24 protein-coding genes are annotated in these 24,167 nt (G+C 37.0%); 11 read left to right on the top strand and 13 right to left on the bottom strand.

Annotated features, from left to right (window positions below; genetic code table 11):
• Positions 1-324 precede the first annotated feature (324 nt).
• The 4 genes from nadA to K319_RS0114265 all read right to left on the bottom strand — a co-directional run bounded on the left by nadA (position 325) and on the right by K319_RS0114265 (position 3,499).
• Complete coding sequence (gene nadA / locus K319_RS0114280) at positions 325-1,341, bottom strand: quinolinate synthase NadA (RefSeq protein WP_027384205.1); 1,017 nt, start codon at positions 1,339-1,341, stop codon at positions 325-327.
• A gap of 15 nt (positions 1,342-1,356) precedes the next feature.
• On the bottom strand, positions 1,357-1,923 hold the full coding sequence (gene gmk / locus K319_RS0114275; protein WP_027384204.1) for a guanylate kinase: 567 nt from the start codon (positions 1,921-1,923) through the stop codon (positions 1,357-1,359).
• A 10-nt stretch (positions 1,924-1,933) separates the two neighbouring features.
• On the bottom strand, positions 1,934-2,530 hold the full coding sequence (locus tag K319_RS0114270; RefSeq protein WP_027384203.1) for a hypothetical protein: 597 nt from the start codon (positions 2,528-2,530) through the stop codon (positions 1,934-1,936).
• Between the two features lie 111 nt (positions 2,531-2,641).
• Positions 2,642-3,499: a YicC/YloC family endoribonuclease gene (locus K319_RS0114265; protein WP_027384202.1), complete on the bottom strand. Its 858-nt coding sequence runs from the start codon at positions 3,497-3,499 to the stop codon at positions 2,642-2,644.
• Between the two features lie 236 nt (positions 3,500-3,735).
• On the opposite strand from K319_RS0114265, the gene lpxK reads away from it, so the two are divergent.
• On the top strand, positions 3,736-4,761 hold the full coding sequence (lpxK, locus tag K319_RS0114260; protein ID WP_027384201.1) for a tetraacyldisaccharide 4'-kinase: 1,026 nt from the start codon (positions 3,736-3,738) through the stop codon (positions 4,759-4,761).
• Complete coding sequence (locus tag K319_RS0114255; protein ID WP_027384200.1) at positions 4,745-5,560, top strand: purine-nucleoside phosphorylase; 816 nt, start codon at positions 4,745-4,747, stop codon at positions 5,558-5,560. Before lpxK ends, K319_RS0114255 begins: the two co-directional genes overlap by 17 nt.
• Positions 5,561-5,599: 39 nt before the next feature.
• Here K319_RS0114255 and K319_RS0114250 read toward each other — a convergent pair whose 3' ends face one another.
• Genes K319_RS0114250 through K319_RS0114225 form a run of 6 tightly spaced genes read right to left on the bottom strand, consistent with a single transcriptional unit; the run spans position 5,600 to position 9,335 of the window.
• Positions 5,600-6,349 (bottom strand): T9SS type A sorting domain-containing protein, encoded by a 750-nt coding sequence (locus tag K319_RS0114250; RefSeq protein ID WP_027384199.1) that lies wholly within the window; start codon positions 6,347-6,349, stop codon positions 5,600-5,602.
• 3 nt (positions 6,350-6,352) lie between these two features.
• The gene (locus K319_RS0114245; RefSeq protein WP_027384198.1) at positions 6,353-6,874 is read right to left on the bottom strand and encodes an ankyrin repeat domain-containing protein; all 522 of its coding nucleotides are present in this window, start codon (positions 6,872-6,874) and stop codon (positions 6,353-6,355) included.
• Positions 6,874-7,416 (bottom strand): YceI family protein, encoded by a 543-nt coding sequence (locus K319_RS0114240; protein WP_027384197.1) that lies wholly within the window; start codon positions 7,414-7,416, stop codon positions 6,874-6,876. Before K319_RS0114240 ends, K319_RS0114245 begins: the two co-directional genes overlap by 1 nt.
• An 18-nt stretch (positions 7,417-7,434) precedes the next feature.
• Positions 7,435-7,794, bottom strand: a complete 360-nt coding sequence (locus tag K319_RS0114235) for a c-type cytochrome (protein ID WP_027384196.1) — start codon at positions 7,792-7,794, stop codon at positions 7,435-7,437.
• 9 nt (positions 7,795-7,803) lie between these two features.
• The gene (locus K319_RS0114230) at positions 7,804-8,643 is read right to left on the bottom strand and encodes a DUF5777 family beta-barrel protein (protein WP_027384195.1); all 840 of its coding nucleotides are present in this window, start codon (positions 8,641-8,643) and stop codon (positions 7,804-7,806) included.
• Between the two features lie 56 nt (positions 8,644-8,699).
• On the bottom strand, positions 8,700-9,335 hold the full coding sequence (locus K319_RS0114225) for a Crp/Fnr family transcriptional regulator (protein ID WP_027384194.1): 636 nt from the start codon (positions 9,333-9,335) through the stop codon (positions 8,700-8,702).
• A 163-nt stretch (positions 9,336-9,498) separates the two neighbouring features.
• Between K319_RS0114225 and K319_RS0114220 the strand changes: the two genes are divergently transcribed.
• From K319_RS0114220 to K319_RS0114185, 6 genes are all read left to right on the top strand, one after another.
• A complete protein-coding gene (locus K319_RS0114220) occupies positions 9,499-10,014 on the top strand; it encodes a TlpA family protein disulfide reductase (RefSeq protein ID WP_027384193.1) in 516 nt (171 codons plus the stop codon).
• Positions 10,015-10,067: 53 nt separating this feature from the next.
• Positions 10,068-11,156 (top strand): DNA polymerase IV, encoded by a 1,089-nt coding sequence (gene dinB / locus K319_RS0114215; RefSeq protein WP_027384192.1) that lies wholly within the window; start codon positions 10,068-10,070, stop codon positions 11,154-11,156.
• Between the two features lie 311 nt (positions 11,157-11,467).
• Positions 11,468-12,937 (top strand): alpha-amylase, encoded by a 1,470-nt coding sequence (locus K319_RS0114200; protein ID WP_027384191.1) that lies wholly within the window; start codon positions 11,468-11,470, stop codon positions 12,935-12,937.
• A 36-nt stretch (positions 12,938-12,973) separates the two neighbouring features.
• Complete coding sequence (locus tag K319_RS0114195; protein ID WP_027384190.1) at positions 12,974-13,375, top strand: VOC family protein; 402 nt, start codon at positions 12,974-12,976, stop codon at positions 13,373-13,375.
• Positions 13,376-13,395: 20 nt separating this feature from the next.
• The gene (locus tag K319_RS0114190; RefSeq protein ID WP_027384189.1) at positions 13,396-14,145 is read left to right on the top strand and encodes a helix-turn-helix domain-containing protein; all 750 of its coding nucleotides are present in this window, start codon (positions 13,396-13,398) and stop codon (positions 14,143-14,145) included.
• Between the two features lie 25 nt (positions 14,146-14,170).
• Positions 14,171-15,331 carry an FAD-dependent oxidoreductase gene (locus tag K319_RS0114185; protein ID WP_027384188.1) on the top strand — a complete coding sequence of 387 codons (1,161 nt, stop codon included), beginning with the start codon at positions 14,171-14,173 and terminating at the stop codon, positions 15,329-15,331.
• A 57-nt stretch (positions 15,332-15,388) separates the two neighbouring features.
• Here the strand turns inward: K319_RS0114185 and deoC are convergent, their stop codons facing one another.
• The gene (gene deoC, locus K319_RS0114180; protein ID WP_027384187.1) at positions 15,389-16,132 is read right to left on the bottom strand and encodes a deoxyribose-phosphate aldolase; all 744 of its coding nucleotides are present in this window, start codon (positions 16,130-16,132) and stop codon (positions 15,389-15,391) included.
• A gap of 63 nt (positions 16,133-16,195) precedes the next feature.
• Positions 16,196-16,666, bottom strand: a complete 471-nt coding sequence (locus K319_RS0114175; protein ID WP_027384186.1) for an Lrp/AsnC ligand binding domain-containing protein — start codon at positions 16,664-16,666, stop codon at positions 16,196-16,198.
• A gap of 428 nt (positions 16,667-17,094) precedes the next feature.
• On the opposite strand from K319_RS0114175, the gene K319_RS0114170 reads away from it, so the two are divergent.
• Complete coding sequence (locus tag K319_RS0114170) at positions 17,095-19,917, top strand: alpha-amylase family glycosyl hydrolase (RefSeq protein ID WP_027384185.1); 2,823 nt, start codon at positions 17,095-17,097, stop codon at positions 19,915-19,917.
• 61 nt (positions 19,918-19,978) lie between these two features.
• On the opposite strand, the gene K319_RS0114165 is transcribed toward K319_RS0114170, so the two are convergent.
• Complete coding sequence (locus tag K319_RS0114165; protein ID WP_027384184.1) at positions 19,979-20,509, bottom strand: SRPBCC family protein; 531 nt, start codon at positions 20,507-20,509, stop codon at positions 19,979-19,981.
• A gap of 390 nt (positions 20,510-20,899) precedes the next feature.
• Between K319_RS0114165 and K319_RS0114160 the strand changes: the two genes are divergently transcribed.
• Both K319_RS0114160 and K319_RS20530 read left to right on the top strand, forming a co-directional pair.
• Positions 20,900-22,918: a M3 family metallopeptidase gene (locus K319_RS0114160; RefSeq protein ID WP_027384183.1), complete on the top strand. Its 2,019-nt coding sequence runs from the start codon at positions 20,900-20,902 to the stop codon at positions 22,916-22,918.
• Positions 22,919-22,992: 74 nt separating this feature from the next.
• Entirely contained in the window at positions 22,993-23,922 is a 930-nt protein-coding gene (locus K319_RS20530) for an AraC family transcriptional regulator (RefSeq protein WP_051230716.1), read from the top strand.
• Positions 23,923-24,167 lie beyond the last annotated feature (245 nt).

The raw sequence follows: 24,167 nt of genomic DNA, 5'->3' as shown, positions 1-24,167 counted from the left end.
TTCGCTCAGAGAAGCAGCGAATTTAAACATAAAGTTTGTCATTCCGTAGGAATCTCGTTTAGATTCTTACGGAATGACAAATACCGTGGAAACTGTTGAAGGTTTCTTTCTTGTGCAGCTGCAATAGGGATAGTAGTGGAAGTTCTTTTTTGGAGCTTCGAGAGCCTCAGCCCGACAAATGTTGACGCAAAAAAAGATTGGTTTCGCAGAACCACTTCGTTAGGTTTGTAACGAATACCACGACCCGTGCGGCTGAAAAAGGTTGGCGAAGGTATTGCCAAATAGTTCCATGAAAAAACCTCATCTAAAAAGACGAGGTGTAATTTATTTGATGCTTTTGGAAAGTTCCAGCATGGCTTCGATCGGCTTGAGTGCTTTGAGACGAACTTCTTCATCCATTACGATTTCCGGAAGTTCGTACTTCATACACAGATAGAGTTTTTCCAAAGTATTTCTCTTCATAAAGAAACACTCTGAACAGTTGCAGCTCTCGTCGAAAACCAAAGCCGGAATCAATGATTTGTGCGGTGCACGTTTTCTCATCTCGTGAAGGATGCCTTCTTCTGTGGCGATGATGAACTCCTGACAATCGTCCTGCTCAACATAATTCAACAGTGCGGAAGTGGAACCGATGAAATGTGCCAGCTCCAGAACCGGTGTTTCGCTTTCCGGGTGTGCAATCAGTTTTGCATTGGGATGATCGGCCAACTGTTTTGCGATACGTTCCATAGAAAACGCCTCATGAACGATGCAGCTGCCGTCCCAAAGAATCATATCACGTCCCGTTTTTTTGCTGAGATATCTTCCCAAGTTTTTATCCGGTGCGAAGATGATCGGTCGGTCTTTTGGCAAAGCATTGATGATCTGTTCGGCATTGGAACTCGTCACAATAATATCGGAAGCGGCTTTGGTTTCTGCATTACAGTTGATATAAGTCGCCACCAGTGCATCGGGATATTGCTCACGCATCTTGTTGAGACCTTCCGCCGAACAGCCGTCTGCCAGAGAGCAGCCAGCCAAAGTATCGGGAAGAACCACTTTTTTGGTCGGGTTAAGGATCTTTGCTGCTTCCGCCATAAAGTGAACGCCGCAAAATGCAATCATATCAGCATCTGTTTCTTTAGCCTGTCTTGCCAACTGCAAAGAATCGCCAAGAAAATCGGCGATATCCTGAATCGGTCCCGGCTGATAATAATGCGCCAGAATCACGGCATTTTTTTCTTTTTTAAGGTCTAAAATTGCTTTTACAAGATCATCTCCTGTCGGAATCGCAAACTCCTTGAGGTCAAGAAAGCCTTTGACAGGCATATTATTTATTGCGATGTCTAATGTATTATCCATTGTGTGTTTCAGATTTTAATTATTGATAAAGTTATTGATAATTTCCTCGACTTCGGCCTTTGCTTTGTTCAAATCTGTATTAACAATGATTTTATCGAAATGTTTTTGGTAGGTCATTTCTTCGCCTGCTTTTTCGACTCTGGTTTTGATGGTTTCTGCGCAGTCGGTATTTCTTTTTATCAATCTTTGTTCCAACTCGGCGATGCTTGGAGGCATTACGAAAATCGACAGTGCTTTGTCTCCGAAAATCTCTTTCAGTCGGATTCCGCCTTTGACATCGACATCGAAAATCACGACTTTTCCTTCCTTCCAGATTCTTTCGACTTCGGATTTGAGAGTTCCGTAATATTTATCGGTATAAACTTCTTCGAACTCTACAAATTCGTCTTTCGAGATTTTGGTTCTGAATTCTTCCGGTGTTAAAAAATAATAATCTACTGCGTGTTTTTCTTCGCCTCTTGGTTGTCTTGTGGTAGCAGAAATTGAAAAACTGAGTTGCGGAACCACAGAAAGCCCATGTTTTACCAATGTTGTTTTTCCACTTCCGGACGGCGCGGAGAATATGATAACTTTTTCTTTCAAAATTTGATTTTTAAAATTCTATGTTAAATTCTTTTCTGATATACTTTAAAATATCGACAAAACTTTTGAGTTCATCAATCCCTGGGTAATGTTTTAGATAAGACTCGGGATTACTGTAATCAAACTCGTTTTTTTGTTTACCTGCTTGATATTTTACTAAATATCCTGTTCCATCCAAGATTGACGTTATCTGTTGTTGAAATACAAATTCATTTTCATCTTCATCAAAAACAACTTTTTTGTTACTTGTTTTTTTATATTCAAAAGTTTCTTCTTTTGGTAAATAATTTATATTTCTTGCTTGAAAATTTACAAAGATTTCTTCTATAGATTTGTCAGGCTTAAGAACAGTTAATTTAGGAGCGATCCTTTCAAATTCATCGTTACTAATTTTTTTTGGTAAAAACCATTGAATCAACTCCGCTTTCCAGATTTTATTTTCTTGATAAATCCTAAAAATATTTCCAATATTGGTAATCCCTCTGTCTTTGTAAATTCTGATTTCAGTTTCCTTCAATTCGGAAGAAATATTGGCAAATACATCTACATTTTGCGATTTTAAAATCGCAAATAAAAACAGAAAAAAAAATTTAAGTGAAAATTGCATACAAATGTATCGCTCCTACGGAGCTTTCTTACGTCTGGTTATCTTTTCTACAAATATTTCGCTTCTACGAAGCTTCCTTATTTGATTCTTTTGACTTTTATCTTGTTTTTTCTACAAAACATTCAGTGTTTGCTCCTTGATTTTTTCCAGATCATCCTTCATCTCGACCACCAATTTCTGAATCTCAGAATGATTGGCTTTTGAACCCAAAGTATTGATCTCCCTTCCCATTTCCTGCGCAATGAAACCCAATTTCTTTCCATTGAAATCTTCGTTTCTCATTACTTCGAGATAATATTTGATGTGTTGGGAAAGACGAACTTTTTCTTCCGAGATATCCAGTTTCTCAACAAAATAAACCATCTCCTGATAATATCTTGTTTCATCGATATTCTCAAAATTCTTAAGCGCGGTCTGGTAACGTTCTTTAATCGGCTGAATTCTTTCCTCCTCATATTGAGCTACCTGACCTAGATTATATTCGATATTCTGGACGATCTTCTCAATCTCAACAGCGAGATTAGCACCTTCTGTCTGTCTGAACTCGATAAATTTTGATATTGAATTTTCTACGGTTTCCAGAAGTGCCTTCCATTCGTCTTCTTCCAGATCGGAGTTTTTAGTAGAAAGCGCATCCGGCATTCTCACAGCCATCTTCAGCAGTTCAAATTCAGGAGCATCGGAGCCTACATCTCTCAATTGGTCCATATAATTTTTGACAACATCCTGATTGATCTTTACATCGTTATTATCCTCAAGACTTTCGCAGTTGATATAACAATCTACTTTTCCTCGGAGTATCTTGTCATTCAATAATTTTCTGATATCAAATTCCTTCTCTTTGTATCTCAACGGAATTTTAACATTAAGGTCAAAGTTCTTGCTGTTCAAAGACTTGATATCAATTGTGATTTTTTTCCCTTCATAAACAGTTTCGGCACGGCCAAAACCTGTCATAGATAATATCATACGTTCTATATAAGTATGCAAAGATAATTAAAAAACCATTGGTATAATCGGGGTGACTTTCATCTTGTTTTTATAAAAAATAAATCAAATATATCCCAAATGGGAATTACATTCTCAATATAAGGACCGGTTCCGGGCAAAAACAAAGTTTGAAACTTATCATCAATAAATAATATTAAAAGTTTTAGGGCTATAAGATAATTTTATTTTCATAGAAATCCTTACTTTTGCCACATATGAAAAGATGGTATCTCTACCCTTTTTCCTTGGGTTATCATTTGGGAACTTCTATTAGAAACCGAATGTATGATTGGGGAATTTTTTCTTCTTCGAAATTCAGAACGCCGATAATCGGGGTCGGGAACCTGTCTGTCGGAGGCAGTGGAAAATCTCCCATGGTCATGTATCTGGCAGAATATCTATCCAAATATTACAGAACAGGCGTACTCTCCCGAGGATACGGAAGGATTACGAAAGGATATGGCATTGTAAACTACGAAAGCAACTATAAACTCGTTGGTGATGAGCCAATGCAGTTATTTGAACGTTTCCGGAACCGATTCGTAATCGGAGTTTGTGAAGATCGTGTCTTTGGTGCAAAGAAGATCATTTCTGATATGGATCTTGAGGTTCTGATCTTAGACGACAGCTATCAACATCGGGCGATAAAACCTGGAATGAATCTTCTTTTGACGGATTACAACGACCCTTATTTCAAAGATTTTATTTTACCGGCGGGTGATCTTCGTGAGAGCAGAAACGGCATGCATCGTGCGAACATCATTATGGTCACAAAATGCCCGGATGATCTTACAGAGGAGAAAAAACAATATTATATCTCCAGAATCAGACCTCAGCATTATCAGAAAGTATTCTTCTCTGCGATTGCTTATGATGAGAACATTCTTGGAATTGATAAAATGATGCCTGTAAAAAATCTGGATTATTATGATGTCTTGCTGATCACGGGAATTGCAAATCCTTCACAATTATTGAAAGAGATCTCCAAATACAACAAGAAGATCAAACATCTGCAATATAAGGACCACCATAATTTTACGGATGATGATATCAAAAAAATATCTGCAGAATATAAAAAACTGGGCGAGTATAAAGTTATTTTGACAACCGAAAAAGATTACGTTCGCCTAAAGACATTTGATTACCTTCGGGACAAAATCTATTATTGGCCAATCAACGTAGAGATTGACAAGAGAGAAGATTTCAACAAAATCATTCAGAATTATGTTAGAAAAGTTTAAAGAAACAGCTGAGTTCATTAAGAATATCATTGGAGAAACACCTGATTTTGCAATTGTTTTAGGTTCTGGTCTTGGAAAACTCCAGAATGAGGTTGATGCTATTCATACTTTAGATTACAAGGACATTCCTAATTTTCCTCAGACCACAGTGGTCGGTCATGGTGGAAAATTAATATATGGAATCCTCGAGGGTAAAAAAGTTCTGATGATGAGCGGACGTTTTCATTATTATGAAGGTCATTCTATCGAAACGGTCACTTTTCCTTTTAGAGTTTTTCATTTGTTAGGAATTAGAAACTTGATCCTATCCAATGCTGCCGGTGGAGTCAATCCAAATTTCAAAGTCGCTGATATTATGATTCTGACCGATCACATCAATATGATGCCGGAACACCCGTTGAGAGGAAGAAATATCGACGAATTAGGGCCTCGTTTCGTGGATATGAGCGAACCTTACAACCGTAAAATGATCACACTCGCGAAAACCATTGCGGCTCAAGAAAATATTGATTTAAAAGAAGGCGTTTACGTTGCTTTGACAGGACCAACATTTGAAACACCTGCAGAATACGGAATGGTAAGAGCAATCGGAGGTGATGCTGTCGGGATGAGCACTGTTCCTGAAGTAATTGTAGCAAAACATCAGGGAATGGATTGTTTTTGTCTTTCGATCATCACAGACCTGGGAGGGCCGGAAATATCCTTCGCCGTTTCTCATGAAGAAGTTCTTGAAGCAGCGAATAAAGCAATGCCGAATGTGATCAAGGTCGTAAAAGGACTCATAAAAAATTACAATTAAATATAAAATTAAAAACCTCAGAAATTCTGAGGTTTTTTGTTAGTTCTTAATTAATTTTTCGTAGCTCTTCAAACCGTCTGTACTTTCAAATTCTATGAAATAAACACCTTTCGTTAACTGAGAAACATCCAGACTTACTACAGATTTTTGAGATAAAACCTGTTTCCCTGTAGAATCATAAATTTTAAGCGAACTGATTTTATCAGCATTGGTAAAATTCAGGATATCTTTTACAGGATTAGGATAAACACCTATTTTTTTCGCTGAAGCATTGGCTTCATCAACAGCCAAAGAAGGAGCTAATGTCAAAGTAGCATAATCTCTGTTTCCGCCACCGTGGTTCGCTAAGTTCAAAGCGCTTCCCTTTGCATAAAAGACAGGAAGAGTTCCGGCTGAATTTGTAAAAGCAAAATCTCCGCTTCCGCCGGCAAGCGTCCTTCTTACTACCAAAGTTCTCGTACCAGCAGAAACAGTATTGGAAAGTTCCGTCCAATTTTGTGCAGCATCTGCGGAAGGAGTTACGCCAACACCGTTGAAAGTGTAGTCTCTGTTTGCAGTACTGTTATAAATGAATCCGTCAGCACCGGCTTTCATTCCCTCATCACTAAAACCAATTCCCAGCCAACTCGTACTGCTCCCCGTCAGAGTCATTGTAACATCGGTAGCGTCTACATCGATTTTAACGCTCATAGACGTTGTTGGCAGACTGACAGTGCCGGTAGAAAACTGAGAAGAAACCATTCCGCTGATAAAAAGCGGAATACATAAAAGTAGATTTTTTTTTGTCATATATTAAAATTTTAGAAGATTGATCATATCATTATTATTAGACTTTATCGCATACTCAAACGCAGAGATGCCCATAGAATCTTTTATTGTTTTATCAGCTTTGTTGTCGAGAAGAATTTTTGCAAGTTCAATGTTCCCTCTTTTTACAGCCCACATCAATGCAGTATTTCCATTGGAATCCGGAAGATTGGGGTCTGCTTTTTTGGACAGGATTTTTTCTACAAGCTCCTTGTTATAATTAATACACAATGAAGACAGTGCTGTTCCTTCGGGACTTACATAATTCAAATCTTTTACATTATCAATCAGATATTTTGCCACTTCTGTATTACCTCTGTAACAAGCCAAGATCAGCGGGGTAAAACCTCTTTCATTTTTAGAATTAATGACATCAGGATTTTGACTCACCAAAGTTTTCATTTCGTCAAGGGTTCCGCTCCGGGCAATATCAAAAACATTTTTAGTTTGTGAAAAACCCAGGCCAAAAGCCATTAATAAGAGAATTATCGTAACGTATTTTTTCATTATTTCTGGAGTAAAAAGTTATAATTGACATTCACATTTTCAGCGACCTTCGCAGCTACCATTTTTGGGATTTTCACTTTATAATCTGCAGTTTTGGCAACAAATTTCCCCTGAACAACAATTTTATTATCTTTCAGATAAACATTAGCGGTTGATTGAACCGCGTTGTCAACACCATGAAAATTCAATGTTCCGGAAATGGTATAAGCTTTTGGTTTGGCTGACAAATCGTTTTTATCAAAGTTCAAAATCTTACCTTTGAAACTTGTCTTGGGATACTTGGCAGATTCTGCATAGTTTTCATTGAAATGTTCCTGCATCAGGCTGGATTTAAAAGTAAATCCATTGACCATTGCAAGCGAGGCAATATCTCCGGTATCAGCATTCAGTATTGCTGTCGAATTGTTATTCTCGGCATATACATCTTCAAACAACGGAACCGAAGCTTCAAAAGTGATCTTCCCTGTTTTGGTGGAATATTTTTGAGCAAAAGCAAAATTCGTTGTTAGAATCAAACCCGTTAAAAAAACTAAAACTTTCATTTTTTCTTTATTTATTAATTAGTTTTCAAGCAAACCATCTGCTTTCCATTTGATGATTATATTGATATTATCCTGGGATAATGTTCCGCCTTGAGGCATTTTCAAAGGGTCGCCATTGGCTCTCTGGATTCTATCCAGAATATTGTCAATCGAATTTTTCACTGCCGTGTAATCCGTCAGCGGGAAATAAGGATTAGAACCCGTCGGCGAGTGGCAAACGACACAATTATTATCAATGATCGTCTTTACATTTTTGTTGTAGGTAACGGTTTCTGTAATTGGCTTGACATCAGAAATCTCTTCATAAGTTTTTGTATCACAACCTATTAATATCATAAAACCCAAAACCGGAATGAATAATTTTATTGTACTTTTCATAATCAGCATTTAAAAAACTCTGTAAAGATTAAATCCAAAGAAGAAATGTCCTTTCGCCCAATCACCTGTCGCATTGCTTATGTAACCAGTTTCTGTATTGGCCTGGGAATTACTGAAGACCAACTGGAAAACGTGTCCGCCTGTATCGATATCCATTCCTACAGATAAAGGATTTTTGTAGAAATTCTTATTCTCGAAGTTGTAGAAATATTCTGCGTTGATAGAAACCCTTTTCGAAATTTTGTATCGTCCTCCCAGACCTGTAGAGAAGAGATCTTTACTGTCAATTGTCGGTTCTATCAGATTTCTATGAATATAACTGGGCGTTAACTGCAAAGTCAGATTTTCTGTGAATCTTCTGGAAATCAATAATTGTGACAAGTAGGAAAATCTATCTGAAAAATCGAGTTTTGGAAAATTATCTTTTTTAAGTTCTGAATTGATGTCCAAAACATTGTAACCGACAATATCAAACGGCGATTCCTTTTCTTGTTTGAAAAGTCTGTACTTTGCACCAAACTCGTAGGTTTTTTGATAGGTATGTCTGGCAAAGTTCAATGACATCCAGTCCGTAAGACCATAAACCACTCCAAGTTTTGTAGTAGCATTATCAAGCCCGAAGAAATTCTTGAACCCATCACTTACATCTCCGAACCTGTGAGAAATATCCAGATAAAATTCTTTTTTTGAAGGTAACTTTGTGGATTGTGCCGTAACAACCTGCAATGCTTTGAAGCTGGGAGAATAAGGCTCTTCCGTTTTTACAGTATCGATTTCTTTCAACAGATCGTCCTGCGCATAAGATAAAATCAGAATGAATAAAGAGATAAATGATAGAAGTTTTGACATATAAACCTTTTTGTTCAAAATTATGATGTATGTACATAAAAAAACGGTGACTAAAGTCACCGCTTTTCAATTATTTCTATTCCTAATGGGCTTTGTGTAATCAATCCCTCTTTTTCAAATTTTTTCAGAATGCGGCTGACCACTTCTCTCGCAGTTCCCAATTCATCAGCGATCTTCTTATGTGAGACCTTTACAACATCTGCCCCACTTCTTCTGATTCTTTCGTGGAGATATTCTAAAACCCGGTGGTCCAACTTCTGGAAAACAATCTTGTTGATTGTTTCCATCATAAATTTATACCTCGAATCATATTCCAGAAAAAACATTTGATTCAATTGAGGATAGGTTTGAAGCCAATTCAGGAATTGAGGAACGGGAAGCAATAGAATTTCAGATTTTTCTTCTGAGATGGCATATATTCTACTCACTTTATCCGTAAAAATTGTGGAGAACGTCATTATACAACTTTCTCCTGGCGATATATAATAATAGACCAGCTCTTTTCCGTCATTCAAATTATACACTTTTACAGAACCTTTTATAAGTATGGGAATAAATTTCACCTTATCACCTTCGGCAATCAATTCCTGTTTGGCATTGACCGAGGTAAAAATCCCGTGCTCTTTGAGTTCCTGATAAAAACCTTCATCAAATTTTTCAAATTTCCTTTTGATGAAATCCGAGTTTCCCATTAATAACTTTTATTCAAAATTAAATATATTTTAACAATTCCAATGAAATTCAAAAAGATTTTCACAATATTTTAAGGATTAAACATTTTCTCTCAATAAACATTTCCCAAAATATACAAATTGGGTATTATTCCTTAACTTCGTTTCATACAAATTAAAAAAAATGAAGAGGATACTAGTTTACATCTTATTATTTGTTTTTCAATTGGGATTTACGCAGGAAGTTCCAAAAGTCCTGAAAACCAAATTTTCCAAAGCAGCTTTAGCACAAAAATTACAGGACGAAAATGGAAAAGAAACTTCCATAAAAGATATTCTGGACCAGCACAAAGGTAAAGTTTTAGTGCTGGATTTCTGGGCCGGTTGGTGCAAAGATTGTCTGAAAGCATTTCCAAAGGCAAAAGAATTAGAAGCACAAAATCCAAATATCGACTTTGTATTCCTTTCACTGGAACGCTCAAAAGAAGGTTTTGATAAAAGTCTTGATAAATTTGAAATGAAGGACAAAGAGAATTATTGGTTTGCATCGGGATGGAAGAATGATTTCAACAATTATGTTGACCTCAACTGGATCCCGAGATATATTGTGGTGGACCAAAAGTCGGATATTGCAAAATATTATGCGATTTCTCCGGATGATCCCGAAATACAATCAACAATCGACAAGCTTACAAAATAACAATATTACAATCCCGAAAATTTTTGGGATTTTTTTTTGCATAAATTTGTTCGATGCAATCGCAACGCAAAATAATCCACGTAGACATGGACGCTTTTTATGCTTCCGTGGAGCAGCTCGACAATCCGGGCTTGCGAGGGAAACCTATTGCAGTTGGTGGAGGTCATCGTGGTGTGGTTGCTGCAGCAAGTTATGAGGCTAGAAAATTTGGAGTAAGGTCAGCGATGCCCAGTAAAACGGCAAAAGAAAAATGTCCGCACCTCATCTTTGTAAGACCAAGATTCCAGCGATACAAAGAAATCTCTAGCAAAATCAGGAACATCTTTCATGATTATACTGATTTGGTGGAACCACTTTCTCTGGACGAGGCTTATCTGGATGTTACAGAAAATAAAAAAGGAATCGAATCAGCCAACGACATTGCCAAAGAAATAAGAAAACGGATTTTTGAAGAAACTGGACTGACGGCTTCTGCGGGAATTTCTGTCAATAAATTCCTGGCGAAAGTAGCTTCCGACATCAATAAACCCAACGGACAGAAAACCATTCATCCAACAAAGATCAATGAGTTTTTGGAAAATCTTCCAATTGAGAAATTCTATGGTGTAGGAAAAGTGACAGCTAATAGAATGCACACACTTCACATCTTCAAAGGTGCCGATTTGAAAGCCAAATCTCTGGATGAACTGGAAAAGCTTTTCGGAAAATCCGGGAGATATTATTACAATGTCGTTCGAGGAATTCATAATGGGGAGGTAAAACCAAACCGAATCCAGAAGAGTGTGGCTGTTGAACGAACTTTTTGGGATGACATCAATGAGGATGAACAGATTGATGAAAAACTGAAATCTCTAAGTCTGGAACTGGAAGAACGTCTCGGAAGAAGAGAGATCCAAGGTAAAACCCTGACTCTGAAAATCAAATACAAAGATTTTTCGCTTTACACGAGAAGCAAAACTCAGGAATTGTATTTTGAAAATTCGGAGAAATTCTACAAAACCGCTAAACAGCTGTGGGAACTCAGACCTTTTGATAAAGCGATTCGTTTACTCGGCTTATCATTGTCCAACCTTAATACGGAAGAGAAAAAACAAGTGTCTGTTCAGTTAAAAATCCCTTTCGAGGAGTTTGACAATGATTAACTCGAATGATCTATACTCATCAATGAGTCTTTTTGATTCATCATCGAGTCTATTTGCCTGGAATTTGAGCCTTTTAGACCGGAAACCATCCTTTTTGGCTGAATAATCATATTTTTTGGTTCTTGATTAAGCCTTTTAGGTTGAAAATCCTCCCTTTTAGCAAAGTTCCTGAGCCTTTTAGCGTGGAAAACGAACCTTTTTGCCTTGTTTTAATTCTTTTTACTTTGCTCTTAAACCTTTCCAAAACTCGTTGGCTTGATATTTTCATAGTTTGAAACATCAAATCAAAATCAACTGAAAAAATCTACAATATGAACGGAACTATGATTCAATTTTTCCATTGGTACACCGATGGAGATTCCTTTCTTTGGAAACACGTCAAAGAATCCGCTGATTATCTTTCTGAACTGGGAATTACCGCAGCTTGGCTTCCACCAGCTTACAAATCCACCAATGGTGGTTATGGTGTCGGATATGGTGCTTACGACCTTTTCGACTTAGGAGAATTTGACCAAAAAGGAACTGTTCCTACAAAATACGGAACGAAAGAAGACTATCTCAAAGCTATTAAATCTCTGAAAGAAAAAAACATCCAAACAATTGTAGATGTGGTACTGAATCATAAAGCCGGAGGCGATGAATTGGAAAAATTCAATGCCATAAAAGTGGATGAGGAAGACCGCAACAAAGACATTTCCGATGTAATGGAAATTCAATCTTACACCAAGTTCACGTTTCCCGGAAGACAGAAAAAGTATTCGGATTTTGAATGGAATTTTACTTGTTTCACAGGAGTAGATTATGCAGAAGGGATGGAAAGCGCCATTTACAGAATCATCAATGAACACGGCGATGGCTGGGACGATATCATTGATGATGAAAAAGGAAATTATGATTTCCTGATGTACAACGACATCGAACATCGCAATCCCTTTGTGCGGGAAGAACTCAATCATTGGGGAAAATGGTATCACGACGAGACAGGCTTTGACGGGGTAAGACTGGATGCCGTGAAGCATATCTCACCAGATTTTTATAAGGAATGGCTCCATACGTTAAGAGCCAATACGGGGAAAAATATTTTCGCTGTTGGTGAATACTGGGCACCGGGATATCTTCATCTTTTGGAAGCTTACATAGATTCTACCGAAGGTTGTATGAGCCTTTTCGATTCCTCATTACAGAACAATCTTCATAATGCTTCCAAAAATCCGGATTACGATCTAAGAGAGATTTTCACAGAAACACTTGTCGCATCTCATCCGGACAAAGCAGTAACCGTAGTGGACAATCACGACACACAGCCGCTTCAGGCTTTGGAAGCTCCGGTTGAGACCTGGTTCAAACCGATCGCCTATGCTCTTATCTTATTAAGAAAAGATGGTTATCCCTGTATTTTTTATCCCGATCTATACGGAGCGAGTTACAAAGATCATGGAAAAGACGGCAATGAATATGAAATTTTCCTTGATAAAGTTGATGCGATCGAGCAGCTCATCCGAGCCAGAAAAGATTTTGCTTACGGTGAACAAAGAGACTATTTTGATGACGCACATTGTATTGGCTGGACCCGGGAAGGTGATGATGAACATCAAGGTTGTGCGGTTATTCTGAGCAACAAAGATGTGAATCAAAAATCAATGGAAATAGGAAAACGATATGCCGGAAAAACGTTTTATGATTTTACCGGACACTTGCAGGATAAAATTATGATTGATGAAAATGGCTGGGCAGATTTTCCCTGTCCTGCTGGAAATGTGAGTGTTTGGGTTGCGGAATAAAATATTTATATTTGAATCTATAACTAAAATGATAAAATGGAAGACCGAAACAAAACCCCAAAAGTAACCGGAATTGGTGGCATTTTCTTTTTTTCCGATGACCCGAAAGAAACCAGAGATTGGTATGCAAAGAATCTTGGCCTTGATACCACTGAGTGGGGATCAACTTTCGAATCAAGAAACATTAATGACCCTGACAAAATCAATTCTCTACAATGGAGTCCCTTCAAAACCGGAAGCAGCTATTTCTCTCCTTCGAAAAAGGAGTTCATGATCAATTACCGTGTTCAGAATATTGAAGGATTGGTGAAAAACCTAAAAGAAAATGACGTGACCGTTCTTGATGAAATCGAAAGTTCTGATTATGGGAAATTTGTTCACATCTTAGATCCAGACGGTAATAAAATAGAGCTTTGGGAGCCTTCTGAAAATAAATAAAATCTGCCTGTCTAATAAAAATGGACGAATTAGAATACAAACTTATCAAGCCAGACCCATTGCTGGCCGATTTTGTATATTGCTATTCATCGTTGGAAAACTTGTCCGACTTCAATGATGGTGTAATTATTCCGAATGGGAAAATTGACCTGCTCTTTTGTAAAACGACCGACAATCAATTCCAGATTATTTTAATGGGGTTGGAAACAGAACCGAAACCAATGCCCAAAAGAAAAATTGAAACTTTTTTCTCAATCAGTTTTAATCCTTTGGCTTTAGAATACATTCTTCATCAATCTATTGCTGAATTTGTGGATAGCGGGAAAGAATTACCTAATAATTTCTGGGACTTTAATATTAATGATCTAGATAATTTTGAATCGTTTTGTGAAAAAGCAGATCGGAAGGTCCAATCGCTTTTACCCAAAGAAATTGATGAACGGAAAAGAAAATTATTCAAGTTGATCTTTGAAACCAACGGAGAGATCAGCGTGAAAGAACTTTCTGAAAAAATCGTCTGGAACGAACGCCAAATCAATCGCTATTTCAATAAACAATTAGGAATTTCATTAAAGTATTACTGCAAAATCCTGCGTTTTCAGGCTTCGCTTCATCATATCAAAGACGGTAATCTTTTCCCTCAGCTTAATTTTACCGACCAATCTCATTTCATCAAAGAAATCAAAAAACTCTCCGGCGTTTCTCCCAAAGAATTGTTCAAAAATCAAAACGACCGTTTTTTACAATTTTTAGTTTATCACACCAAATAACTTTGCAGCATAAAATTTTAAAATTATGCTGATCAATAATAAATCAATCGCCATAGTCGGCGGTGGCCCGGGAGGACTGACTTTAGCAAGACTTTTACAATTAAAAGGGGCAGATGTGAAAGTTTACGAAAGGGATTTTGATAAAAATGCACGTGTTCAAGGTTCTCCTTTGGATCTACACGACAAATCTGGTCTGGCAGCCATTCGCAAAGCAGAATTATTGGAAGAATTCAAAAATAATTTTCTTCCCGGAGCTGACAAAAAACTCATAATGAATGAACAGGCTGAAATATTCTTCAGCGACCACGACACAAAAGTTGAGGAAAATTTCGGACACGAGTATTTTCGCCCAGAGATTGACCGTGGAACTTTAAGACAAATATTGCTTGAATCCATACAATCCGAAACCATAGTTTGGGATAGCCGTTTTGTTTCGATGGAAAAAGAAAATGAAGGTTGGAGATTGCATTTCAAGAACGGTTTATCAGCTTATGCAGATATCGTTATTGCATCTGATGGAGCAAACTCTAAAATCCGTCCTTACATTACGGATATCAAAGCTTTCTATTCCGGCGTAACAATGCTGGAAGGAAATATCTACAATGCAAAAGAAACCGCTCCGAATATCAATAATCTTTTGAAAGGCGGAAAAATAATGGCTTTCGGAAAGGAGAAAAATCTATTGATGGGACAAAAAGGAAATGGTGACATTGGTTTCTATGCAAGTTTCAAAGCAGATGAAAACTGGTCTTTGACCAATGGTCTGGATTATTTTAATAAAGAACAAGTTTTGGAATGGTTCAAAATCAATTATCCTGAATGGAATCATATCTGGTATGAATTGTTTGAAAACTCAGAAGTTCCTTTTATCCCAAGGCCTATCTATTGTATGCCTTTTGATCAGACTTGGGAAACCTTGCCAAATCTTACAATGATTGGTGATGCTGCTCACATAATGCCTCCGTTTGCAGGTGAAGGTGCAAATATGGCAATGCTGGATGCCTTAGAACTAAGTGAATGTCTGACATCTGAAAAATATAATTCTTTAACGGAAGCGATTTCGGTTTATGAAAAGAATATGCAGAAAAGAGCTTCAATCGCAGCCAAAGAATCTCTTGAAAATGGTGAACTGATGCATTCTGAAAATGCTTTGTCAACGATGCTGGAGTTTTTTAATGGACATTGATATAAAATAAAACCTCTCAAAATTTGAGAGGTTTTTTATTTCTTAAGAATAGATTTATTAATATCCAGCTCCTGCTTCACCTTCTCCAAGAAGTGCTTTCGCAGAAGACGTTCCAATTCTCCGGATTCCCATTGTAATCATTTTTTCTGCATCGGCAGGTGTTTTTACACCACCAGCAGCCTTGACAGGAAGTTGTCCTGCATTATCCAACATTATTTTTACACCTTCAAAAGTAGCTCCGTTTGGCTTCCCTCCTTCAGTTATATAAAAGCCGGTAGAAGATTTAACAAAGATCTTTGCGAAATCTTTCTCTTCAAAATTCTCTTGGGCCCATTTCCAGATATTGGCTGTCAAGTCAGCAATTTGAGAATCTGTAAGTGCCGCAATCTCGATGATCCATTTTACAGTCTTCCCAAAATCAAGACCTAATTTAGTCCCTTCAATGAATTCTTTTTCAACCAAAGCTAATTCTCCTTTTTTGTATGCTTCATAATTGATAACATAATCCAATTCATCTACACCATCCAAAATAGCTTGATTCGCTTCTTTCAATTTGTCTTCCAAGGAATATGTTCCTTCATGAAAACCGATAACCGTCCCTACTAAAACTGGAGAGTTTTTTGACAATAAATAATCTTTTATAAGCTTAACATAATTAGGACGGACCATTACTTCCTTGAAGTTGTAGGCAATGGCCTCATCTGTAAGTTTTCTTACTACCTCGAAAGTCTGTTCCTCTGTCAGTCCGGATTGTTCCGGAGTTTTCAGATATGTTGAGTCTAAGTATTGATTGATTTCCATAAATACAAAAATAACAAAAGGATACAAATATCTTGTACCCTTTCGTTGATTATATAATTTTTTTTAAACTTTTAATTGTCTGTTGATACTTTGCTCCAAAGAAAGAATCGTTTCTGTTCTGGTAACGCCCTTCAGCTTTTGGATCTTGTTGAGAATCTGCATCAGATGATCATTGTCTTTACAAAGAACCTTTAGAAAGATGGTATAATTTCCTGTTGTGTAATGTGCTTCTACTACCTCGTTCACTAAGTTAAGATTCTTGATCGCTTCTTGATAATGGCTGGGCTGATCCAGGAAAACCCCAATGTAAGAAACGACCTTGTAGCCGATTTTTCTTGGGTTAAGAAAAGAGATAGAATTCTCTATAACTCCAGCCTGTTCTAATTTTTTTATCCTCTGATGAACTGCAGTTGTAGAAATCCCAACATGTTTGGAAATATGTGCAAGAGAAGTTTTAGCATTATCCATTAACATATAAATAATCTCCTTATCAACTCCGTCTAGATGATAACCTGATTCAGATGCACTTTTCATAATTTATTGATGATTTTTTGATTGAAATTAAATTAATCGTAAACAAGCCTTACATTTAAATTAAGTGTCAAATATATTAGAATAATATCACATATCAATATTCAACATTCAATTAAAATAAATGTTTATTATTTTTTATTTAATTGTAAAAATATAGAAAATAACGTAAACTATAAAAATATATCACATTTTATTTTTCAATACGGCACAAAAACCAGCAATTATAATCACAAAAAAAAGAAACTTTAGCTTAACTTTTGGTTAAGATAAATTTCATATTGTGAAGAAAAAACATTTTCACAGCATCATCAACAAAAATACAAAACTTTAAATATCAGCATATTAAAAAACACAAAGACCAGAAAAACAAAAAACTTATCAAATCAAGAAAAAAGTCTATATTTAAAAACTTTATATATATAGACCTTATGAAAATTTTTTACAACCTGATCGCATTCTTTATTGCGATCTCAGCCTTTGCGCAGACACAGACGGTGACCTACTCCATCAGTCCGGCTGCTTTTAACGAAGACGAATCCATTACGATCACATTTAATGGAAATAGTATCAACGAGTCCACCTGGGGAGTCGCCAATAACGCATTGTACCTTTGGTCATGGTCATATGACAGCAACGATGCCAATAGCCAAGATTGTCCAACCAATGGAACCTGGGCTTCTTCCAACGAAGCTAACAAACTGACCTACAATTCCGGTAATGATACATACACCATTACCTTCGTTCCAAGAACTTTCTACAACAGAACAGGACTAGGAAGAATTGGTTTCCTTCTTAAAACAAAGACCGGAAACGGACAATCACAAGATATCTACTCAGAGGTTGGCAAATTCCAGTTTGTTAGTACAACCCCGAAAAACGGAACAGTTAATTTCAGTGCTTCCGGAAGCAACTATCCCATTTCTTACAGCACATCCTTGCCTGCAAATTATGTTGTAAAATCCAATGGAAACACTATTTATACAGCGAACAATGTATCATCAATGTTTACTGCTTACAATATTACGACAGACAATCAAATCGAGCTTACAGCAACAAGTGTAGCAGATGGGACCGTACTTACGTCAAAATTCAGCATCTCTCCAACCCCAAGTGTGCAGACGGCAGCAATGCCATCTTACATGAGACAAGGTATCAGCTATGACCCTAATGATGCTACAAAAGTAGGGTTGGCCATTTATGCTCCTTTCAAAAGTTATGTTCATGTTATTGGAAGTTTCAATAATTGGCAGGTCTCTTCCAATTATCTGATGAAAAGAGACACTAACAATTCCAACCTGTATTGGATAGAGATCACAGGACTTACACCTCAACAGGTTTACACTTTCCAATACAGAACAAGTGATGGTGTAAAAGTTGCAGATCCTTACTCAACATTGGTTCTATCTCCTGATGATGACCCTTGGATATCTTCTACGACCTATCCGGAGCTTCAAACTACAATGAAGTATCCTGCAGGGCAGCAATATGATGTTTCTGTAATTCAAACAGCTAAACCTGCTTACAACTGGGCAATTACCAACTTCCAAAAACCAGCAAAACAAAATCTTATTGTGTACGAAGCATTGGTAAGAGATTTCACAGCTCAGCAAAACTGGCAATCTTTAATTGACAAGATTCCTTACATCAAAGGATTGAATGTGAATGCAATTGAATTGATGCCAGTAATGGAGTTTGATGGAAACAATTCCTGGGGATATAATCCTGGATTCCATCTAGCACTGGATAAAGCTTACGGAACTCCAGAAAAATTCAAAGAATTTATCGACAAGTGTCACCAAAACGGGATTGCCGTAATACTAGATGTTGCTCTTAATCACGCAACAGGAAGATCTCCATTAGAAAGACTTTGGTCAACAAGCACAGACGGAAGTTACGGAGATGTGGCGTCCAACAACCCATATTTTAATCAGTTAGCAAAGCACGCTTACAGTGTATTCTACGATTTCAATCATTCAAAAGCTGAAACCAGATACTATGTGAATAGAGTTTTGGAACAATGGATCACTGAATATAAAATTGATGGGTTCCGTTGGGATTTAACAAAAGGATTTACTCAAAATTGTACCGCGTCTGACGAATCCTGCACAGGTTCTTACCAACAAGACAGAGTTGATGTTCTGAAATTATATTCGGATTATCAATGGTCATACGACCCGACTTCTTATATCATTTTTGAGCATCTTGGAGGTGACCAAGAAGAACAGCAATGGGCAAATTATAGAATCAATGAAGGGAAAGGTGTAATGATGTGGGATAATCTGACAGGACCTTTTGGTCAAAACACCATGGGCTATGACTCCAATAGCAACTTCAACAGAGCTGATTTTGAAAACCACGGATTTGCCGAAAGAAGAAATATGACTTATGGCGAAAGCCATGATGAAGAGCGCCTAATGTACAAAAACCTGACTTACGGAAACGGAAGCGTAAAAACCTTAGCAACGGCTTTAGAAAGACAAAAGGCATTTGGTGCCGTTTTCTTCACAGTTCCCGGCCCTAAAATGATTTGGCAGTTTGGCGAATTAGGCTACGAATTCAGCATCAACAGATGTGAGAACGGAACTATCAGCAACGATTGCAGAACTTCTCCGAAACCAGTTGCTTTCACATTAGGTTACGATACAGATGCAAGCAGAAAAGCTATCTATGATACCTGGGCAAAAATTTTACAGATCAGATTATCAAGTCAGGTTTTTGATACAACTACTTTCACAGTAGAATCAGGAAATCTTTTACCTAGGATTTTCGTTTGGAATGATGCCTTACCTTCAACTTCTTTGAAAAACGTAGTTGTGGTAGCCAACTTCACAACTTCTGCTCAAACTGTTACGCCCAGCTTCCCATATTCCGGAATTTGGTACAACTTGATGGATAATTCCTCCATGTCTGCAAATGCTTCTACAACAGTAGTTCTTCAGCCAGGAGAATTCAGAATTTTTGGTAACCAGACGGCTTTGGCAACTGACGAAACTAAAATCGATGCCAGCAAAACATCATTACAAATCGTTCAGAATCCTGCTACAGACGGATTATTGAAAATCAGATACAACAAAGCTAAAAATGGACAGATCAATATCTATGACCTCAACGGTAAACTGGTAAAATCTTTCGAACTGAAATCTGCTAAAGGAGACGAAACATTCTCTGTCAACGGAATCGGAACAGGAAATTACCTGGTTCAGTTGAAATCAGATGAAGGTTTGGCAGTTTCTAAACTGATCATCAAATAATACAAAATAAATTTTCAAATCAAATGAAATCGCCTCAGCTAGCTGAGGCGATTTTTGTTTACTATTTTTCAGAAAGTTCTTTCAGTTTTCCAAGACCTTCCGAGAATGATTTGTTCATCTGCCAGGTCATCATCGGTTTCATCGGTTTGAAAAGCGTTTCAATCTCATAATCAATATTCCAGGTCACTTTGGTTCCGGAGCCTTCTGTTGCAAGAAGCAGGTCAGAAGTCGCATTGTCATCCATTGGTTTGATAAAATGCATTTTTGTTGCCACCTTTACGTTTGGAACAATCGCTGTGATCTCCTGTTCACCTTCTCCCACATCATCATTACCTTTCCAATGGTAGCCGTCGCCCACTTCACCAGTCGTTCCTTTGTAAGTTACAACCAAGTTCGGATCCATTTTCATCCAGGGATTCCAGGTGTTGAAAGCCTTCATAGAATTCACATTTTGCCATACTTTTTCTTTCGGGGCATTGATGACGAGAGATTGTTCGTTATGACACTTACTGTCAAAAAACAACATTGCAATCACGCAATAAGCAATGATTATCGCCACGATGATGCTAATAATTTTTAGAAATTTCTTCATAATAAGTTAGTTTTAAGTTCAAAACAAATCTAAAAAGAATTTGAACACAAAAACTTTTCCTATGATAATATTTATTAGGGCGCCTTTATCCGTCTTCCGCTCTCAATCTTTTTTGCAGAAGATTCCACCATAAATAGAACTTGAAAACAAGCAAAAAAGGATTTCCGCTCAAAGAGTTTATACTGAGCCTGTCGAAGTAGGGCGCAATTTTGTCATACTTTCAACTTTAGGTACTAAATTTGTGACTTCGAATCTATAAGAAAAGGACTTTGACTAGTATTGAAGTCGAAGAGCTTTAATTTATAGGCCTTGTCAAGGTTTGAAACCTTGACAAGGCCTAACTATCAACTATCAACTATCAACTATCAACTATCAACTATCAACAAAATTATGAATCCACTTTTAGAAAAATTCAATACAAAATACACTTCATCGCCTTTTAGTGACATCAAAGAAGAACATTATCTGCCAGCTTTCCAGGAATTAATAAAAAATTCTGAAAAAGAAATTGATGAAATAACAAATAACTCAGAAGCTCCGACTTTCGAAAATACGATTGAAGCAATGGCTTTTTCCGGCGAGCAACTCGACAGAGTTTCCAATATTTTCTTCAATATTAATTCTGCAGAGACCAATGATGAGATTCAGAAAATCGCTCAGGAAGTTTCGCCACTTTTGACAGAATTCTCTTCCAAAATTTCTCAAAACGAAAAACTGTTCGAAAGAATCAAAAATATTTACGACCAAAAAGACAGATTGTCTTTAAATGAAGAGCAACAGACTTTACTGAATGAAACTTACAAAGGTTTTGTAAGAAGCGGTGCATTGCTCAATGAAGAAGATAAAAAGAAACTGGAGAAAATCAATATGGATTTGTCCATCAAATCGCTTCAGTTCGGACAAAATGCTTTGGCATCGACCAATGCTTATTTCAAACATATTATAAATAAGGAAGAATTAAAAGGCATTCCGGAAGCGATTCTTCAGCAATACGAAGAAGATGCAAAGGAAAGAGATTTGGAAGGTTATGTGATTACTTTGCAATATCCAAGTTATCTTCCGGCAATGACTTATGCCGAAAACCGTGAATTGAGAAAGGAATTAGCTTTAGCAAACGGAAAAAAATCGTTTGACGGCGGAGAGTTTGATAATCAGAATTTGATTAAAGAAATTGTAAAACTTCGCCAGGAAAAAGCAGAATTGTTAGGTTATAAGAATTATGCAGATTTTGTTCTGGAAGAAAGAATGGCACAATCGCCAACTAAGGTTTTCGAATTTTTGAATGAACTTCTTGAAAAAGCAACACCTTATGCTCAAAAAGAAATCGAAGAACTGAAGTCCCTGGCAAAAGCTGACGGAATCGAAGACATCCAAAGTTATGACCACGCTTTTTATGCAGAAAAATTAAGAAAACAAAAATTCGATATTGATGATGAAGAACTGAAACCGTATTTCCAGTTGGAGAAAGTTCAGGAAGCTGTTTTTGGTTTAGCCGGAAAATTATTCGGACTGGAATTCAAAGAAATCGATGATGTTCAAAAATATCCCCACGATGTAAAAACTTACGAAATCACAGAAAACGGAAATTACAAAGCCCTACTCTACGCCGATTATCATCCAAGAAAAGGAAAACGTGCCGGCGCCTGGATGACGAGTTATAAAAATCAGTACAAAAAAGACGGCGAAAATTCCCGTCCGCATATTTCTGTTGTTTGCAACTTCACAAAACCGACAAAGGACACACCAAGTTTACTGACTTTCCAGGAAGTAACAACCTTGTTCCACGAATTTGGACATGCGCTTCATGGCGTTTTGGCAGACACCCAATATCCGAATCTTTCCGGAACTTCGGTTAAATGGGACTTTGTGGAATTACCTTCCCAGTTTTTGGAAAACTATTGTTACGAACCGGAATTCTTGAAAACATTTGCAAAACATTATCAAACGGGAGAAATTCTTCCAACCGAAAAAATCGAGAAATTATCTCAGAGCAAATCTTTTATGGAAGGTTATCAGACTTTGAGACAGCTTGGATTCGGGTTATTGGACATGGCTTATCACACCGAAGTTGGAGCGTTGGAGAATAAGAGTGTAAAGGAGTTTGAAGTGGAGAAAACTGCGGCAACCAATCTTTATCCTTCAAATCCGGAAACTGCGGCAAGTCCAAGTTTTTCGCATATCTTCCAAGGTGGCTATTCGGCGGGATATTATTCTTACAAATGGGCGGAAGTTCTGGATGCGGATGCTTTCCAATACTTTAAAGAGAATGGGATTTTCAATCCGGAAATTGCTGCGAAATATAAAATCCTACTATCGTCAGGCGGAACAAAAAATCCAATGGAGCTGTACAAAAACTTCCGTGGAAGAGAACCAAAAGTGGAGAGTCTTTTGAAAAGAGCTTTTGGATAAAATCATATAAAGACATTCGGTCGTTTGAAACCGAATGTCTTTTTTCTCAATAATCAGAATTTGTTTTTAGAATAATGAACAACAATGAAATATCAGTTCTGAATATCAATTTGTTTCAACCCGAAGCAAAACGTTCTGATTTTTATTTCAACACACTCAAAGAGCATCTTTTAAAAAGCCATAAACATATCGAGAAACCTCATCGTCACGATTTTTATGCTTGTATGATTTTTACGAAAGGAACAGGCATTCATGAAATTGATTTTCAAAAATATGATGTTTCTCCAGGCAGCCTTTTCTTTATGTCTCCGGGACAGGTCCATAGCTGGCAATTGTCAGAAGACACGGACGGTTATATATTTTTTCATTCACAGGAATTCTTCGACCTTCATTTCGTTAATGAAAAATTAAGGCAATATCCGTTTTTCGGGTCTGTTCTTTTTCCTCGAAAAATACAATTGGAAGAACAAAAGACAATTGGAATTTTAAACTTATTTAAGCAGATAGGAACCGAAAATTCTTCTTCCGAACTATTATCAGAAAACCTTATTATTTCTTTACTTTCTCAATTATACATCAATTGTTCAAGATTGTTTTCGGAACTTTCCTTCAACGAAACAACTCAGACCAATCCGATTTATATTCAACATTATCAGCATTTTGAAGAATTATTAGAATTAAATTTCATTAAAGAAAAATCTGCCAATCAATATGCAAAATGGATGAGTATCTCCACCAAACATCTTAACAGAATCACGCAAACCGTAGTTCACAAAACGGCTTCCGAAGTTATATCAGACCGCATCATTCTGGAAGCCAAAAGATTGCTGATCTACCTTGATGAGAGTCTTGTAGATATTGCTTTCAGTCTTGGTTACGAGGAATATTCTTATTTCGTGAGAGTATTTCGTAAAAAAACGGGACTAACACTAGTCATGGTCGGAAGATTTTCTTCCGACTTTTTTGTTTTTATATGCGCAAAAAATAATTTTACAATTACCTGATAATCAAATAATTAACTTGTTTTTGTCGTTTAAATTTTGTATATTTATACTGATAATCAAACATTTATGTCAGTATTCAATGACCACAAAGTTTCCCTTAGTCAGGTTCTGGATTTCATTCCCGAGGCGCTTTTAAGCCATCTATCAGCGACCACCAATGTTGACCACTATAGTAAAGTGCTCCATGGGAGGAAAATGTTCTATCTGCTTTTATTCTGCGTCTTTGACAACGATAGATTGAGCCA

Source organism: Epilithonimonas caeni DSM 17710, from assembly GCF_000426465.1.
In the GTDB taxonomy this organism is placed as follows: domain Bacteria; phylum Bacteroidota; class Bacteroidia; order Flavobacteriales; family Weeksellaceae; genus Epilithonimonas; species Epilithonimonas caeni.
Note: the sequence above shows the minus strand (reverse complement) of the source record. Positions and strands in the feature narration are given on the sequence as shown.

Bases quoted from the DNA above. Each gene is read 5' to 3' on its own strand.
- nadA (WP_027384205.1), bottom strand. From the start codon at position 1,341: ATGGATAATACATTAGACATCGCAATAAATAATATGCCTGTCAAAGGC.
- K319_RS0114270 (WP_027384203.1), bottom strand. From the start codon at position 2,530: ATGCAATTTTCACTTAAATTTTTTTTTCTGTTTTTATTTGCGATTTTA.
- K319_RS0114265 (WP_027384202.1), bottom strand. From the start codon at position 3,499: ATGATATTATCTATGACAGGTTTTGGCCGTGCCGAAACTGTTTATGAA.
- lpxK (WP_027384201.1), top strand. From the start codon at position 3,736: ATGAAAAGATGGTATCTCTACCCTTTTTCCTTGGGTTATCATTTGGGA.
- K319_RS0114255 (WP_027384200.1), top strand. From the start codon at position 4,745: ATGTTAGAAAAGTTTAAAGAAACAGCTGAGTTCATTAAGAATATCATT.
- K319_RS0114250 (WP_027384199.1), bottom strand. From the start codon at position 6,349: ATGACAAAAAAAAATCTACTTTTATGTATTCCGCTTTTTATCAGCGGA.
- K319_RS0114245 (WP_027384198.1), bottom strand. From the start codon at position 6,874: ATGAAAAAATACGTTACGATAATTCTCTTATTAATGGCTTTTGGCCTG.
- K319_RS0114240 (WP_027384197.1), bottom strand. From the start codon at position 7,416: ATGAAAGTTTTAGTTTTTTTAACGGGTTTGATTCTAACAACGAATTTT.
- K319_RS0114235 (WP_027384196.1), bottom strand. From the start codon at position 7,794: ATGAAAAGTACAATAAAATTATTCATTCCGGTTTTGGGTTTTATGATA.
- K319_RS0114230 (WP_027384195.1), bottom strand. From the start codon at position 8,643: ATGTCAAAACTTCTATCATTTATCTCTTTATTCATTCTGATTTTATCT.
- K319_RS0114225 (WP_027384194.1), bottom strand. From the start codon at position 9,335: ATGGGAAACTCGGATTTCATCAAAAGGAAATTTGAAAAATTTGATGAA.
- K319_RS0114220 (WP_027384193.1), top strand. From the start codon at position 9,499: ATGAAGAGGATACTAGTTTACATCTTATTATTTGTTTTTCAATTGGGA.
- dinB (WP_027384192.1), top strand. From the start codon at position 10,068: ATGCAATCGCAACGCAAAATAATCCACGTAGACATGGACGCTTTTTAT.
- K319_RS0114200 (WP_027384191.1), top strand. From the start codon at position 11,468: ATGAACGGAACTATGATTCAATTTTTCCATTGGTACACCGATGGAGAT.
- K319_RS0114195 (WP_027384190.1), top strand. From the start codon at position 12,974: ATGGAAGACCGAAACAAAACCCCAAAAGTAACCGGAATTGGTGGCATT.
- K319_RS0114190 (WP_027384189.1), top strand. From the start codon at position 13,396: ATGGACGAATTAGAATACAAACTTATCAAGCCAGACCCATTGCTGGCC.
- K319_RS0114185 (WP_027384188.1), top strand. From the start codon at position 14,171: ATGCTGATCAATAATAAATCAATCGCCATAGTCGGCGGTGGCCCGGGA.
- deoC (WP_027384187.1), bottom strand. From the start codon at position 16,132: ATGGAAATCAATCAATACTTAGACTCAACATATCTGAAAACTCCGGAA.
- K319_RS0114175 (WP_027384186.1), bottom strand. From the start codon at position 16,666: ATGAAAAGTGCATCTGAATCAGGTTATCATCTAGACGGAGTTGATAAG.
- K319_RS0114170 (WP_027384185.1), top strand. From the start codon at position 17,095: ATGAAAATTTTTTACAACCTGATCGCATTCTTTATTGCGATCTCAGCC.
- K319_RS0114165 (WP_027384184.1), bottom strand. From the start codon at position 20,509: ATGAAGAAATTTCTAAAAATTATTAGCATCATCGTGGCGATAATCATT.
- K319_RS0114160 (WP_027384183.1), top strand. From the start codon at position 20,900: ATGAATCCACTTTTAGAAAAATTCAATACAAAATACACTTCATCGCCT.
- K319_RS20530 (WP_051230716.1), top strand. From the start codon at position 22,993: ATGAACAACAATGAAATATCAGTTCTGAATATCAATTTGTTTCAACCC.